This window comes from Emticicia sp. W12TSBA100-4 (assembly GCF_040253585.1).
Lineage (GTDB): Bacteria > Bacteroidota > Bacteroidia > Cytophagales > Spirosomataceae > Emticicia.
Map to the genome: position 1 here is coordinate 161,644 of NZ_JBELAU010000003.1, position 16,906 is coordinate 178,549.

The window sequence follows — 16,906 nt, forward strand, 5'->3', positions numbered from 1 at the left end:
GTCCTGGTTAGAATACTTTAAAATAATAATTTAGAAACCTATTGAATTTCCACCATCAACTGGTAATGAAACACCAGTTATATATCGAGCTGCATCTGATGCCAAGAAAACAGCCGCCCAACCAATGTCAGAAGGTTTACCAAATTTACCAATTGGGGTTCGGTTTAAAGCACGGTTCATGCGGTCGGGGTCACTGCCCATAGCGGTTTTCATCATGCTTGTTTCGATAAAACCAGGAGCAATCGCATTGATTCGTACATTATGTGGTGAAAATTCGGAAGCCAGAACTTTTACCATTCCTTCAACACCAGATTTTGATGCTGCATAAGCTACAACTCGGTCGATTCCATAATAGGCTGCCATTGACGAAATCATGATGATTGAACCATTTTTTCGGGCCAACATCTTTGCCGCACAAGCACGAGTGAGTGCAAAAACTGCACTTAAATTGGTTTGAATGATGCGATTGAAGTCTTCATCTGATACTTCGAGTGCTGGACGTTTCATATTTACGCCAGCATTATTTACTAAAATATCAATTGGCCCATGAGTCGTTTCAATGTCATTTACCAAACCTTCAAGTGAAGATAAATCTGTTACATCGTTTACGAAATAATGAGCATTTTCACCCAGCTCGGCTACGGCTTCTTTCAATGGGTCTTCTCTTCTTCCTGTGATCACAACTTTTGCACCTGAAAATACCATACACTTGGCAATATCGAAGCCAATTCCGCTTCCTCCACCTGTAATTAAGCATAGTTTGTCGTTGAGTGCAAAGGCCGTACTATGTGAAATGTGTTTACTTTCTTCTGTGAAAATTGCTCTTTCTGTCATCTTAAATGGTAAATTTCTACTAATTTTTTAACTTCTTCTAAACTTCTATTTGGTGGGGTGAGTGAACTCGGTATTGGCATTTTTGCGAAATCCTTAAAATATAAAACACAGGCATCTCGCCACCAAATTGCTTCTTTTTCTTGAGTTTTGAGTCTGGCTGATACACTTGCAAAAGTTTCGGTATCAATATATGGTTTCAGATTTACCCAATCTTTTTGTAATTTTTGTACTTCAACAACACCATTATAATAGCGATAACAAAGCTCTTCCCAAAGCGTATTTCCGGTGCTGAGTTTTTTATTCCAAGCTATATGGTGAAACCACATTAAATAATTTAAATCGCATTTATCGGGATTCCCCCATATTTCACGGACTTCTTTCGAGTAGAGATTTAAAGCATTACTCACTTTACCAGTTCGGTCAAAACCCAAGCCAATAGAATCGGCTCGGTGGTAATAAAGTGAAGTCCAATCGGGTCTTGCAGCTTTGGTTAGCCAAGGTTCTGGTCCGTAATGATGACCTTCGCCCATCATGTGACTCAGACCTAATGGGTAAGTATAACTAATATAAGTTGGTAATGATTTTTGCATTATCTCATTGATTTGAGTTTTTGCTTTTTCATCATTTGTCAAAGTAATACCGATCCATTCTTTGGCGATTTTCTCTGAGCTTAACGTATTATCCCAAGCTAAACGTCCAAAAGCATACCAATTGGCTTGATTGAACGGATGTCCACACCAGTTAACATCCGAGCCAGTATTGGCTACGCCAGCCATCAACGAAACTTGATTATTGTATAAACTTCCATCAATGACTTTGGCAACAGTTGAGCCTTTTCCTTTGGCGTATGTATCGGTATCGAGGCATTCTTTAAACATAGGAGCTAAATAGGTGAGGTGCGTCGATTGTCCCAAATATTCTTGCGTAATCTGAAATTCCATCGCCAATTTAGTATTCGAAAAACCGCCAAACATTGGGTGAAATGGCTCACGGGGCATGAAGTCAATTGGGCCATTTTTTACTTGCACAATCACTTTTTCGTCAAATTTGCCATCGAGTGGCTTGAATTGTTCGTATGCTTCTTTGAATCTATCGCCATTTGGGTCAGCATTATAAACAAATGCTCGCCAAATAACGATTCCTGAAAAAGGTTTCATAGCTTCAGCCAACATATTTGCACCGTCGGCGTGAGTACGACCGTAATCTTGTGGGCCAGGTTCACCTTCTGAGTTAGCTTTCACTAAATACCCTCCAAAATCTGGAATAAATTGATGAATTTCTTTAGTTTTTTCATTCCACCATTTTCTTACTTCTGGGTCGAGTGGGTCAGAGGTTTTTAAGCCTCCGAGTGTGCGTGGCGAACGGAAATTTACAGAAATAAAAACTCGAATTCCGTAAGGACGAAGAACATCGGCAACGGCTTTGATTTTTTCGAGATATTCTGCCGTCAAAAATCTTGAACTTGCATTAACATTATTGATTGCGGTAGCATTGATACCAATGGCTGCATTTGCACGAGCATAAGTAATATACCTTGGGTCAATTCTAAATGGCAGTTCATTCCATTTCCACATTGATGAGCCAGCGTAGCCACGTTCAACTGTACCGTTGGCATTATCCCAATGATTAAGCATTCTGATTTTTACTTTGGGATTGCTTACAATGTTTTGTCCGATTGGTTGGAGAGTTTGAATATTTCTCAATAATTCAAAAGCACCATAAAGTACACCAACCGCTGATTTTGAGGAGATTACGATATTGCCATTTCTGGTAAAAATAGCAAATCCATCTTCATTTAAGGATTGAGTAAGTGATTGATTATTAGATACTTCAAGTATAATTCCCCCTGTCAGAGATGTGTTTTTTGGAGAAATTATTGTTTTTGTTCCCAAAAGTCCAGCAAAGCCTGATTGTAATTCTTCGGCAGCTTTTTGAAGGGTTGGATTTTCAGTGTTTCCTGCAATAAATTTTGAGAATTTTGCGTAAGAAAGTTTTTGTTTTTGGTCTTTAATTAAATCATATTTCAACCAAAGTCTTGAGCCATCATCGGCAAATGCAAAGACAGTTAAAAGGGAAAATATGATCAATAAAAATGTTTTTTTCATCTATAATTTGCTTAATATTAGGTTTTAAATATTTTTTGGCTCTAACAAATCCCAAAGATTTCCATACAAATCCTCAAAAACGGCCACAGTTCCATAAATTTCTTCTTTTGGTTCTCTAATAAATTTGATGCCTTTTTCTTGCATCTGATTATAATCTCTCCAAAAATCATCGGTATAAAGAAATAAGAAAACTCTGCCACCTGTTTGGTTTCCTACCCGACTTTCCTGCTCTTGGTTGGCAGCTTTTGCGAGTAAAATTGCGGTTTCGGTTGCACCTTTTGGTTTTACTATAACCCAACGCTTTTCTTCGCTTTGTTTGGTGTCTTCAATGAGTTCAAAATTGAGTTTTTGAGTGTAAAAATCAATGGCTTCATCATAGTCTTTTACAACTAAAGCAAATTGTGCAATGTATTGTTTCATGCTGATAAATTTCGTTCAATCGCCATTTGTAAACCTCTGATTTCTGCCAAACCTTTCAGCCTACCGATAGCCGAATAACCTGGATAGGTTTTACGCTTTGTAATTCCCTCTTGTAAATCATCAAGCATTTGGTGTCCGTGGTCGGGTCGCATTGGAATCTGATTATCTGCTTGTCCAACTGATTTTCTGCGGTTTTGCTCTTCAATGACTGCTTTTACTACTTCATACATATCAACATCGCCCATTAAGTGGGTCGCTTCATGAAAATTCTGAGGATTTTCTTCTCGTTTAGTCGTACGCAAGTGTAAGAAATGAATACGATTCGCAAACTTTTTAACCATTTTTGCCAGTTCATTATCGGCTCGAACACCCAAAGAACCTGTACAGAAAGTAATACCGTTGGCTGTAATATCACAAGCGTTCATGAGTTGTTCTAAATCATTTTCAGTGCTTACTACTCTTGGTAAACCTAATAGAGATTTCGGAGGGTCATCGGGGTGAATGCAAAGATTTGTGCCAATTTCTTGAGCAAAAGGAGCAATATGTTGGACAAAATAATACAAATTGGCTCTTAGTTCAGCATCTCCAATGTGGGCATAATTATCAAGCAAACCTTGAAAAGTATTCAAATCGAAGGCTTCTTCCGAGCCAGGTAAACCCAAAAGAGCTGTGTTTTTCAGCGTCTCTATTTCGGTTTGAGTCATCACCTCAAACTTCTTTTTGGCCGATTCTCTTACCTCAATTTCATAATCTTTCTCGGCATTCGGGCGTTTAAGAATGTACAAATCAAAAATTGCAAAGTCTTCCCAAACAAATCTGAGGGCTTTTGAACCATCAGGCATTTCGTAATTTAGATTCGTACGTGACCAGTCCAGAACAGGCATGAAATTGTAGCAAACTGTTTTAATGCCACATTTTGCCAAGTTCGCCAATGAAATTTTATAGTTTTCAATCAACTTTTCTCTTGAAGGTAAGCCTTTTTTTATGTCTTCATGCACTGGCAAACTTTCAACCACTAACCATTTTAGAGGTGAGTACCGAGTATTGTCTTTTTCAATGATATTTATTCTTTCTTGAATGGCTTCAACTGACCAAATTTCACCGACAGGAATCTGGTGCAATGCTGAAACAACTCCTGTGCAGCCCGCTTGACGAATATCCATTAATGAAACTGGGTCGTTAGGCCCAAACCATCGCATTGTATGTAGCATTTTTATTAATTGAGAATTAGGAATTAAGAATTAAGAATGAGATGAACTACGTTTAACATGTAAATCATTAAATTTTGTGTCCAAAATTCTACATTCTCAATTCTACATTCTTCATTTATTTAGACTTATTTTTTGTGCATTTTTTTGTGCTTTTAGGGCCAGTTCGGTGGCTAAAAAGCAGTGTTCTTGGGTCATGGCTGTTTGGGTTCTGTTAAGAATGTCATCAACCAATTGTGGGCCATAAGGCAATGTCTGGGCAGTACAATCAAAGTATTTTGTTTCTTTATTATCAGTTAAAAATAAATGACTTCCTCCTTCACGACCTGCCAAATCAATGTTTTTTCTAATTTCGATAAAACCTTCTGTACCGAGAATTGTCAAACGACCATCTCCCCAAGTTTTTAGGCCGTCAGGTGTAAACCAATCGACTCTGATGTAGCCCATTCCGCCATCACCTCGGAGCATGGCATCGCCAAAATCTTCAAATTTTGGGTATTGAGGATGGTGTACATTGCCAATTTGTGAAGCTACAACTTCGGCTTTTTTAGAGTTTGTAAAATACAAATATTGGTCGAATTGATGAGATGCAATATCTGTGATGATTCCACCAAATAAATCTCTATCAAAAAACCATTCGGGGCGAGTTTTGGCATTCATTCGGTGCGGACCGAGTCCAATTGTTTGAATTACGTTGCCAATTGCCCCAGCTTTAACGAGTTCCCCAGCTTTTACAGTTGCTTTATTCTCAAAGCGTTCGCTGTACATAATTGAATAAATTCGTCCAGTGTTTTTTTGAACTTTACGAACTTCGGCCAATTGTTCGAGTGTAGTTATACCAGGTTTATCAGACATAAAATCTTTACCTGACTTCATTACACGGATACCCAATGGAGCCCTTTCGGAAGCAATTGCCGAACTCAAAACAAGTTGAATTGACTTATCTTCTAAGATTTCTTTTTCATCTTTCACCAATTTTGCATCAGGGTAACGTTTGGCAAAAGCTGCAATCAAATCTGCTTCTTTAGCAAAATATGCTACCAATTCTCCACCACCTTTTTTTACAGCTTCCACTTGTCCGTATATATGCCCATGATTCATGCCAATTACTGCAAATTTAAGGCGTGTTGAATCATAGACTTTTTGTGTTGAACTTTTTACAATTTCGGTCGTGTAATGCCCGAAATCTTTATTTTGAAACATCGGGAAAGCCATTAAACCTGCCATGGTGGATGTTTTTTTGAGAAAATTACGTCTGTTGTTCATTTTTAATATCTTTATTATCAAGAGATTATATAAAAGTACTCAATCCTAAATAGTTTATGTAATGTGGTTGTGTTCGACCCCATTCGGGGTTGTATATTGGTAGAAAAAGAATTCATTACTTCCAATATCTGACCCCGAATGGGTCAAACTTTAAATTTACTAATAGTACAAACTAATTATCGGCAAATAGTTAAAAACTCTTGTCTTTTGTCTATAATCTCTTGTCTAATTATTTTACATTTTAATATAATCGGTACCATAAGGTTTTCTTTGCTTGCGTGAAAGCATGGCATTTGCTTCATCGTCATTTACAAAGCGTTCGGTAGTCGGATTCCAAGTTAGTTTACGAGGAAGTTTCATCGCAATATGGCTAATCAAACAAACAGAACACGCTCTGTGACCAATTTCTACTGGTGAAATTGGCTCTTTTCTGCTCTGAATACACTCGAGCCAGTTTCCGTGTTGTTCGGTACTTTTATACAAATGAATTTCGTTTTCTCCGATTACAGATTCAAGAATTTTTGGGTCGCTGGCATCAAGAGCTTTGCTACTTTTTGCTTTAGAAACTGGGTCGCTGGCAGAAGCAACATAATCTCCACGAGATACAAAAATCCACCCTTCTGTTCCTTCATATCTAATTCCATTCGGGAAGCCTCCGCTGGTGTACATCGTTACACCGTTTGCGTAATCGGCTTTGACCATAAAATCTCCATGTACATTCCAGTTTCCACTTTTTGGAAATTCAGCTACTGCTTGCAAGGTTGTTGGGCCTGTATATTCGGTATCCATTCCCCAAGCGGCTGAGTCGAAATGATGTTGTCCCCATCCTGTAATCATTCCTGCTCCAAATTGCTCGATACGTAACCAACCTGGACGGCCGTAACCTACTTGTGGATGTACAGCATTTTCAGTATATGGCATTTCGGGAGTTGAACCGAGCCACATATCGTAGTTGAAGCCTTTGGGGACTGGCATGGCTGGGAAAGAAGGCCCTGCTGGGTCGCCTGGAAGACCAACTTTTACAGTATGTAATTTCCCGATACGACCATTTCGTACTAATTCGGCAGCAATTCTGAATTGGGGAGAAGAACGTTGTTGTGTGCCAACTTGCAAAATTCTGCCTGTTTTTTTGATGACATTACTCAATAATCGACCTTCTGTAATTGTCAACGACGTTGGTTTTTGTAGGTAAATATCTTTTCCTGCCAAAGCAGCTTCGATGGCTGGTTGAGCGTGCCAAAAGTCTGGGGTACTGATAATTACGGCATCAATGTCTTTGTTGAGAAGCATTTCACGGTAATCGTCGTACATTTTCACATCAACATATTTATCTTGTCCTGTTTTCTTCTTGTAATAGTTTTCTACAAGCAACTTACCATCTTTTAGTCGATTTTGGTCTAAATCACATACGGCCATCATACGAGCCACGTCGTGCTGCATTGTACCAACCATGTCGTGGTCACGGCCGATACGCCCACAACCTATTTGACCAATATTGATTTTATTGCTTGGTGCATTTTTACCGAAAACCGTTGAAGGCACGATTGTCGGAATGCCGATTGTTGCTGCTGCAACACCTTTTAGCGTTGTTCCAATAAATTTTCTGCGTTCCATGTTTTATGTTAGGTTTGAATGATGATTTTTTGTTTGAGTAGATTATTAATCGGCAATTGTTTACGAACAGATTTAAAATCTGAGAACCGTATTTTACCAGTTTTCCAATAACTACTCTATTATATATTTTTCAAATTGTTCGGCAATTTTAGCCGTTGCGGTATCTCCTGAATGAACTAAAACTCGGTATTTCAATTTGATTGTTTGTCCTTTTTTTAAAGTCGTTTCTTTATCGTTTTGTGGCCAATACATTGGGGTTGGCGAGAAAAAACCATAATCACGAGTAAACCACGGAGATGGATACCATTCGTTGGATGGATGTTGAAAAATTGCCATTCCTTCGATTTTATTACCACGATTTCCGTAAAAATCAATCCAAGGTGATTTTTTGCCGAAAGTTTCTTTTTCTCCCTTATCTCCATTAGCGTTTATCATTGTTCCTCCGTTGATAACCGCCAAATCGGCATCCATTCTTCCGCTGAAAAGCGAGTGGTTTGTTTTTTCAATCGTTACATCTATCAACATTTCCATCGTAATCTCAAAATCAAGTTGATAAACTTCTTTTGATGGGGCAGTAATAGTAATTTTACGAATGTCTTTTACGGGAGAATTTGCGTTTGGTCGTCGCCAAATACATTCATCTTGAATCACAACTTTATCAGCACCCGATTCAATGATATCAGCTCTTAATGAAATTATCTGTCCTCTCTCAAGTCCTTCTTGCCAATAATTTCCGCCATTTACTTTATCGCAACCAAAAAACAACGAACTATGATGCGGATAATTTCCATTTCGCATTGAAGTTACACTGGCATTTGAAGGCCCATTTACAGGAAAAAAGAACGGATATTTTTCATCTTGTGAGAAAATATAGCTCGTGAAAAGGTTATTATTGATAAGAATATCAATTTTTGAATTGAATTTTTGGGCTACAATTTTGGTTTGGGCGAAAACTTTAAATTGTAAAATTGACAAAATAATAAGTAAAATATGTCCTTTTTTCATGTGTAATATGTTTTGCAATTTGTCAGAATGTAGAGACGTTGCATGCAACGTCTCTACGAAAATTGGGAAATATTTTAATTTTTCTTTGCCAATTCCAATGCCTTGGTCGTTGTATAATATTTTACGAGCATATTTGGGACTTCCCAAGCTGGTAATTGATTTTTTTCCTTGTAATCTAAAAATCTATCCATTACTTCACCAAAATGTGCTTCGTGACCTGTGCGATAAACATCAGGAATTTCAACTAACCATTCTGTACCTTGTTTTTTTAGGTTGATTCCTGCAAACTTTGCTTTTAATGTTTCAAAAGCACTTGTGAGTTCAGAATCAGTTAAATCTAATGGTTTTATATAGAGTTGAGGTACAAATTTCTCGTCTTTTCCTTGTCTAATTTCGAGATTTGCTTTTGTACCTTTCATAATTGAATAGTGAGTATCACCACCTTCGGGCGTGCTATAATTCCACAAAACTTTCACTTTTGCGTTTACACCTTTCAAACGATAATTGATTTCACCATTGGCAAAAATATTGAGCGTAGTATCATTTTTTAGGTCTTTTTTCAAGAAGTCAGGAAAGTTAGAACTACCTGTAATCAACGAGAACTGACTGAGTGTCATGGTTGTTGGCCAACGTTTTGCAGAAGTTAATTCTACATCTTTTGTTGAAAGTGTGAGATTTGGAAAGGCTGCCCATTGCACTAAGTCAACCAAGTGAGTGGTTACATCAACTATTCCTTCACCTTGTTGTGAAACATCCATAAACCAAGTTGGGCGTTTGAGCGGACTACCCGAAACATATTTATAAAAATGATGTACACTTTCTTTGATGATTGATGGGTCGGCTGGTGTTCCTTTTTTGATTGTTCCAAAAATAGTGGAAATCTGCGATAATTCTTTTTGAAGAACCGTTGTAATTTCTGAGCGTTCGGTCATGATATCATATAACAAAACATTGTTTTTCTTGGCAGCTTCAAAGGCTTTTTGTAATTGAATATAGCCTTTGGTATCGATACACATGGGTTTATCCGCCAAAATATTGATGCCTGCTTCGGCGGCTTTCAAAATGTATTCGGTTTTCTTTTTATTATTTCCTGCAATTATCAAGACATTGCCTTTTTTCTCGGTAAGCATTTTTTCCAGGTAATCACTTCCTTGGTAAACGTTTTCTTGCCAGTTTGTCGGGTTTTTGGCACGAGTATTATAGCTCTCAATACGCTTGAGATGGTCTTGTAAATCCTGCCCAGCAGGGGCATAAACATTCACAACTTTTTCTACATTTTCATAAGTTTTATTCTGAACCAATGCTGCATGAAAATGCCCAGGGTCGAGGGTTATAAACTGAATAGGTTTATTTTGTGCAATCACGGATGAACTGATAATTGAAAAAAGGAAAAACGATTTTTTTAACATTTTGTATTTTGTTTGTTTAATACACTAAGTTCTAAAAATAATTCAACTTTTGTGCGTTTATTTGCTCTTTTTGCAAAAAAGTATTAAAAAAAGATGGTATTTAATAGTCCACGTTCAATAGTCGACAGTCCATAGTTATCTTAAATCAAAAATGAGTGCAAATACGTCAGCTTGTTTGGCTTTAATGAGAATTTTAAGTCCCTTGATTTATTTACAATCGCCCCAATATCTGCACGCCCACGCTATCCAAGTACTCCAGTTCGGGCCAGTACTATGCCCACCAGCGTGTTGTCTGAATGCAATTTCTCCATCCACCAATGGCATTCCCAGCTTAGGGAAATCCATTGTTCCTAAATCTTTTTTGTTGAATAAGCGATAGACCGAACCAGCATGAGTAGCACCCAGAAACATCCCTTTGGCATCGACCCACTGCCCTTCAACTTGAGGCGAACCAGAACTGATAAAAACTGGTCGAGGAGCGGCCAAAGCCACTAACTGATGAGCATCAACTGGTAGGTCGTTGGGAGTGAGTTTACTGGCATATTTGATAAAATTGCCCGCAAACCAATGATATTCGGCCGATGAAGCAAGATTTTCGACTTGTTCGCCAAAAACTCTACGTAAAATTTTTACACCACCAGCTCCTGACGAGCCAATAAAACCCAATGAAAAACGTGGTTCAAAAGCCATCGCAACTATTGCAGCTTTTCCGTAGCGAGAAAGTCCTTCGATAGCAACACGCTTAGCATCGACTTCTTTATCGGTTTCAAAATAATCTAATGCACGACTGGCTCCCCAAGCCCATGCTCGTAATGCTCCCCAGTCGTCAGGTTTTCTAAAACTTCCTTTGTTGGTTAGGCCAATAATGCCTTTGGTAAGTCCTGCACCATTATCGGCCTGAACGCTGCTTGGGTCGATAATAGCATAGCCCCAGCCTCGCGAAATGAGTTGTTCTTTCCAAGTTGGTTCACCTGATGAACCTAAGCCGATGGGTTGAGTTGTATTAGGGCCGAAAGGAGAGCGGATAAAACCGAATTCCAATACGACTGGTACTTGTTTGGGGGCTTGGGCGGGCGTTGCGACCAATAAATTTATCTCAACTTTGATGGTTGGATAAGCTGAATTATCGACAATACCTTTGAGTGTTTTTTCTTTAATGGCTTGATTACCAATCATTGTGTCTTTTACCGAAATCACTTTCCAAGTGACTGATGGGATATTTTTCGGTAATCGGCCATATATTTCACTTTCAAAATCTTCAACAATTTCTGGTTTTCTTTTTTCAAGCCATTCTTGGGTAGTTTTTACTTTTTTTCCATTTTTCAGCACCAACGCATCGGGTAAAGTATATTGATTTACCTTTTCTTCCGAACTATTAGCCGCATTGGCATCTTTCGGATTACCAGAAGGGCCAGGACGTAGTTGAGAACGCTCAATCCCTAACTGCATAAGGATATTATTATGGTCATTGGTCGTGAGTTTATTGATACTGTCTCTTTGGGCAGGAGAGAGACCAAATTGAGCAAAAGTAGAAATACTGATGCTACTCAAAAGAACGGTTTTTGTAATAGTTTTCATTACTTTTTAATTTCTTTAATATGCTCGGCAACATTGAGCATGGTATCAATATAAATATCTTTTTCGTTATCTTTAAGGTAATGCAGAAGTTTGCTATGAGCCTCTTTTGAAACATTCAGACCATGCTCACCACCAACACCATGAAATAGGAAAACCAATAATTTACCTGAACTTTGGGCTTGTTTTACTAAGTCAATCATTTGTTCGCCAGTAGTACCTTCCATGCTGTAGCAATCAATATCCATCAGATTTTGCTCGTTAATGCTGTGCATTTGGCTTCTGACCGAACGTGCCGCTACAAATTCATTGGTTAGTGTTTGAATAAATTCTCCTTCGATTACTTTCTTATGTCCGCAAGTGAATGCAAAGGTGCGTTTGTCTTTGCCATCAATTGATTTGAGGTAGGCGTTGCACATTTTTACTTCATCTTGCATTTTTCTCAAACTGTACTTACTTAAATCATATTCGGGTTTTACCCAACTCATACCGGGCAATGACGCATCACAAGGATGATAAAGCGTATGATTTCCCAATTCATGGCCATTCATGGCCGCTCTTTTCCATCCGTTTATTCGTTTGGTGGCGGCATCAGATGAAGCTGTTAAATAAAATGTACCTTTAAGGTTCAGGGAGTCTAACGCAGGAATCACATTGTCAAGATGAACATTTAGAGCATCATCATAAGTAAGTGCAACCGAACATTTTTTGCCTTTCCATGCTTTTGTTTCATCTAAGTTTTCTGCATCAGTTCGGAACGGAGAAGCTGGTAAATCGACAGAGTTATAAAAATTTACACCTTCTGGATTATCTTGCCAAGCGTAGCGAACGTATTTTGGACTTTTTATCGTTTCGTTCCAAACCTCAATTTTATCTTTTCCTATAACTTTTGTTTTTGCCCAAACGAATTTTTTGTCATAATCGGCAATCGAAAACCATCTGAGTTCTTCACCATCTTTTGAGGTGATGCCGTCGGCTACATTGCTAAATGTGAGTGTAATTTTGCCATTTTCAATGTTTTGTGCCACTAAAGTCGGCCCTGAATGCACTAAATCTTTTTCGCCATAAGCAATATTTCTTGCCGAAAGTGCCAGCCTTTTACCGATGTCTTTTTTGTTAAGCGGGTGAATGTCATTCCATTCACCCAAATCAATCGTAACCGTTACAGCAGTGTTAGGTAGTGTAAGTGCTTGATTTTGTGCTTCTCTGAGCAATGCGTTATTACTTTCAGTAGGAGTAAAGTTAATATCTTGATAATTAGTGAGTTGTACCACAAAAAAGGGTAGGCGTGCGTCATTCCAGAGGTTTCGCCAATCGTTAATTAAAGCTGGTAACAATTGATTATAAGGTGCTGGGTTTCCAACATTACTTTCGCCTTGGTACCAAAGAAATCCTTTAATTTTTATCGGTAAAATGGGTGCTATCATAGCGTTGTAAAGTGCAGTGGGTTGGTTTTGTTGCACTATACCGCCACCACTAAATCCACCAAGATTGGATGGCTGATAAACTTCACCCACTTTATATTGCCAAGTGCCTTTAAGGTCGATTTCTTCGCCGTTGGCTGTCATGTAGTAAGGTTTGTCAGGCACAAAACCACCTTTTCCAGCAGAATTGGTGACTCTAATGACAAATGTGTTTTTTCCTTCTTTCAATAATTCGGCTGGGATTTCGTAGCGACGTGGCGGGTATTGATAAGTGATATTACCAATTTTTTTTCCGTTCACATACATTTCATCCGCATCAATGATTCGGCCCATGAAAAGTTTCACAGGTTTGCCGAGCCAGCTTTTAGGAACTTCAAAAGTTCTTCTAAACCAAACTACACCGTTCAAATCTTTGATTCCTTGGTCTTCCCAATAGCCTGGAATATTCATATTTCGCCAGCCTTTTGGTTGATACTCTGGGCTTTCCCAATGTTCAATAATTCCTAAATCTTTTATTTGGGGAGTACTGCTTCTTGGAAAAGAAGGGCGACGATTAATCGAATTTACATAGCTTGTATCTTTATTTCGAGCGATGATTGTTTGAATCTCACTGAAGTTTTTGTAACCACCCTCACTAATCCATGCCTCAATGGGCGTTCCACCAACAGAACTATTGATGATGCCAATCGGAACTTTATATTTTTCGTGAATTTCTCGGGCAAAAAAGTAAGAAACTGCCCCAAAAGCAAGAATATCTTTAGGATTTGCCGCTTTCCATTGACCTTGTGGAAAATCATCTTTGGGGGCATTCAAATCAGTTAATGTTTGCACAAAGAAATTACGAATGTCAGGGAAATTGGCATTAGTAATTTCATCAGGATACTTTTCTTTAACTCTTTCCATTGGAGTAACCATATTGCTTTGCCCACTACAAAGCCAAACATCACCAAATGCAATGTTTTTGATAGAAATTTCATTTTTCCCCTTTAATAGCATTTCAAAACCTGTTCCAGTTGGTTGGGCTGGAAGCATGATTTCCCATTTCCCATTTTCAGCGGTTATGGTTTTAAAGTTTTTTTTGTTGAAAGTCAACGTGATTTTTTCTTTTGGCTCTGCCCAGCCCCAAATTTTGATGGGTTGCTCACGCTGCAAAACCATATTATCCGAAATCAGTTTTGGCAATCTGATTTGTGCTTTTACTGTGCAAATGCTGGATAGACAGAATAATAGTGCCGAAAGTTTTAATAGTTTCATTTGTAAGTTTTTTGTAAAAGTGTTTTCTAAAAGCAATTTGTAAAATGCTTATTTATTTTACCATTTTGCTTTCAACTGGCCCCAAATGAGTAGGGGTTAAGCCACCTAAATCTACAATTATTTTTTGAATAATGATTGCTGGGTCGATTGCCCAAATCTTTAATGTATGCTTCCCAGTGCCTTTGATTGAATATTTACTGGTTAAATATTTTGCATTCTGAGCCACCATTTTGTCCCATTCTCTTGGACTTCTATTGGCGTGCATTTCTATAATTTGAGGAGATTCATCATCAATCGAAATAGCAATTCTCAAACCTTTATTATCGTTAAATTCGAGCGTTGGTGAAACAATCAGATTTATTGTGGCCTCACCATCTTTAGTGAAAAACATATCATATTCCAAGCGTGGATTATTGGAAGAAAGTTCGATTGATGGAATATTGACTGGAAAAATCGTAATTCCGTTACCTGTTCGGCCAATGTCAGGAATAACTTTCCATTGAACCTTATCCATATTGAAAGCTCTCGAAAAATGGTCAGCTTCTATCGAAACATAGCCATTTTCTTCCACAAAACCTTTGAAATTTTTGGGATAATTTACTGAATTTTCTTTCTGAATTGTAGATGTAGCTGCTTCAGTTCCACTAATCACGTTCGCTTCTAATCTTGTAACTTTTGGGACGGAATTTTTATTAGGTTGTTGCCAATAAGTATATCCAATATGCGTTTGGTCGGCAAAATGATTCCATTTTCCACCTGCCAGAGTTTTATTAAAATAATCGCTTAGTTCTTGGTCTTTTCTAAATAATTCTTCGGTTTTATCAGCCCATTGGTTCGTACTTGCCAGTTTTAACTTTGCTGCTTCCTGATTCTTGGCATGTGCGTAATACATTTGGTTGAGATTGGCACATGCCAAAATTGGGTAAAGGACTAACTGATAATAAGCATCTTTATAGGCTGGTTCAATTTTCTGATAAGTTGCTTGGGCAGCATTTGCAAGGTCTGTATATTCTTTTACAACTTGATTCCACTCGTTATCAGTTCCTGCTAAACTATAGGTTTTTGCATTCAATAATTCGGGTTTTATACGGGCATTATATTTGGCATATTTTTCAAGATAAGATGCTATTTCGGTGTGGTATTTTTCGCCAAATGTTGCTTTAGCCCAACTTTTGGAGTAAGATGTAAGCATTTCAAGTGTTAATTTTTCAGGATTCCATGCGAAATCTAAGAAAAACGAAGTTGGAAATTCCATTGGTTTTAAATCACCCACGTTGACAATCCAAATTTCACGAGCACTATATTGATACGCCAAATTCATTTGTTCCCAAATCCGAGGTAAAGGATTGGTATTTACCCATTTGTAGTTTCGTGGGCCACCTACGTAATCGAAATGATAATAAATCCCGTAGCCACCTTTGCGTGGTTTTTCGTTAAGATTTGGCAATTTTCTGATATTTCCCCAGTTATCATCGCAGAGAAGTAGTGTAATATCATCAGGAACACGCATACCTTTTTCATAATATTCCTGTACTTCCTTATACAAAGCCCAAAGTTGTGGTTTTTCTGAGGCTGGTTTTCCCGAAACCTCTTCAATGATTTTTCGTTGGTCTTTTACAATCTGTTCGAGTAAAGTTGTTGCAGTTTCACGAGACATCGGTTCATCACCATCGCCACGCATTCCTACTGAGAAAATGTTTTCGTATTTGTAGCGTTCTTTTACACTTTCTCTCCAAAACTCACGCAGTGTTGAATCGTTCTTCGTATAATCCCATTTGCCTTTATTTTTGCCATATCTTCTCCATTCGTCGTGAGCTCTCATCAAAGGTTCGTGGTGAGAAGTTCCAATAACTACTCCGTATTCATCAGCCAAAATTGGATTCAAAGGGTCATCAGCGTGAAAGGCGTTTCCCCACATAGCTGGCCAAAGATAATTGCCTTTCAATCTCAGAATTAGCTCGAATATTGTTTCGTAAAGTTTATGATTGAAACCGCCATTTTTCTCATTTGTCCAACCCGAGAGGCACGGAGCTTCATCATTCAAGAAAATTCCTCGGTATTTTACTTTTGGTTCTCCATTACTATATCGTCCATTTAAAATATAGACTTCTTTGTGCTTTTGCGAGGGCACATCCGCCCAAAAGTGCCAAGGTGAAACACCCATTTGTTCTGATAAATCATAAACTCCGTAAATTGTTCCTCTCTTATCCGAACCTACAATTACTAAAGCTTCTTCAACATTTGGAAATGGATTTTTGATGGTTTGTTGCACAAACATTTCCCATTTACCCTTCAGGTCTTTAACATCAATTTTATTCTGTTTGACAAGTGCATCAATCCATTTGTTTTGACCCAGTGTTCCCACAATGATGACTTTTTTTTGTTTTGGTAATTCATGCAAAACATTTGTTTTTCTGTCAGTAACTCGTTCAATATCCGTTTGTAGGTCATTCGCAACTCGCAATACGCCTTTAAAGTCAGCCGAATCTATCAAAATAGGGGACTGTTGTCTATTAGAGGAAATACAAAAACTATTTTTTGAGGCCTGAAAAACAACAACATTAGTTGGATTTATTGAGTAAGCAAATAATGGAAAAAGGATCAGTAATAAATTTAAAATTAACTTCATAGTCTCAATGAAAAGTGGGCTTACTCTATACATTCTGCAAGAACAATATGTAAAACTTGCTATGAAAAGAAAGTAGGTTTTATTAAAAAAGTACAATTAAATTTAGCGAAACTCTGTTTTTTGCTTTTTTATGTTTTTTGTTTTATTAGTGTTTTTTTTTAAT

11 protein-coding genes are annotated in these 16,906 nt (G+C 37.9%); all 11 read right to left on the reverse strand.

Annotation, left to right across the window (positions count from 1 at the left end; all coding sequences use genetic code 11):
• Positions 1 to 30 precede the first annotated feature (30 nt).
• Complete coding sequence (locus tag ABR854_RS04675; RefSeq protein WP_350264202.1) at positions 31 to 834, reverse strand: SDR family NAD(P)-dependent oxidoreductase; 804 nt, start codon at positions 832 to 834, stop codon at positions 31 to 33.
• Positions 831 to 2,939: an alpha-glucuronidase family glycosyl hydrolase gene (locus ABR854_RS04680; RefSeq protein WP_350264203.1), complete on the reverse strand. Its 2,109-nt coding sequence runs from the start codon at positions 2,937 to 2,939 to the stop codon at positions 831 to 833. Before ABR854_RS04680 ends, ABR854_RS04675 begins: the two co-directional genes overlap by 4 nt.
• A 24-nt stretch (positions 2,940 to 2,963) precedes the next feature.
• Positions 2,964 to 3,359 (reverse strand): VOC family protein, encoded by a 396-nt coding sequence (locus ABR854_RS04685; RefSeq protein ID WP_350264205.1) that lies wholly within the window; start codon positions 3,357 to 3,359, stop codon positions 2,964 to 2,966.
• Positions 3,356 to 4,570 (reverse strand): mannonate dehydratase, encoded by a 1,215-nt coding sequence (gene uxuA, locus ABR854_RS04690; protein WP_350264206.1) that lies wholly within the window; start codon positions 4,568 to 4,570, stop codon positions 3,356 to 3,358. Before uxuA ends, ABR854_RS04685 begins: the two co-directional genes overlap by 4 nt.
• A 111-nt stretch (positions 4,571 to 4,681) precedes the next feature.
• On the reverse strand, positions 4,682 to 5,794 hold the full coding sequence (locus tag ABR854_RS04695) for a Gfo/Idh/MocA family protein (protein WP_502881176.1): 1,113 nt from the start codon (positions 5,792 to 5,794) through the stop codon (positions 4,682 to 4,684).
• Between the two features lie 273 nt (positions 5,795 to 6,067).
• Positions 6,068 to 7,447, reverse strand: coding sequence for a Gfo/Idh/MocA family protein (locus tag ABR854_RS04700; protein ID WP_350264208.1), 1,380 nt, complete (start codon positions 7,445 to 7,447; stop codon positions 6,068 to 6,070).
• Positions 7,448 to 7,558: 111 nt separating this feature from the next.
• On the reverse strand, positions 7,559 to 8,452 hold the full coding sequence (locus ABR854_RS04705) for a DUF6807 domain-containing protein (RefSeq protein ID WP_350264209.1): 894 nt from the start codon (positions 8,450 to 8,452) through the stop codon (positions 7,559 to 7,561).
• 74 nt (positions 8,453 to 8,526) lie between these two features.
• A complete protein-coding gene (locus tag ABR854_RS04710) occupies positions 8,527 to 9,861 on the reverse strand; it encodes a putative oxidoreductase C-terminal domain-containing protein (protein WP_350264210.1) in 1,335 nt (444 codons plus the stop codon).
• Positions 9,862 to 10,068: 207 nt separating this feature from the next.
• Entirely contained in the window at positions 10,069 to 11,439 is a 1,371-nt protein-coding gene (locus ABR854_RS04715) for a glucuronyl esterase domain-containing protein (protein WP_350264211.1), read from the reverse strand.
• Positions 11,439 to 14,114, reverse strand: coding sequence for a sialate O-acetylesterase (locus ABR854_RS04720; RefSeq protein ID WP_350264212.1), 2,676 nt, complete (start codon positions 14,112 to 14,114; stop codon positions 11,439 to 11,441). Before ABR854_RS04720 ends, ABR854_RS04715 begins: the two co-directional genes overlap by 1 nt.
• A gap of 52 nt (positions 14,115 to 14,166) precedes the next feature.
• Positions 14,167 to 16,608, reverse strand: a complete 2,442-nt coding sequence (locus tag ABR854_RS04725) for a glycosyl hydrolase 115 family protein (protein ID WP_350264213.1) — start codon at positions 16,606 to 16,608, stop codon at positions 14,167 to 14,169.
• Positions 16,609 to 16,906: the final 298 nt, after the last annotated feature.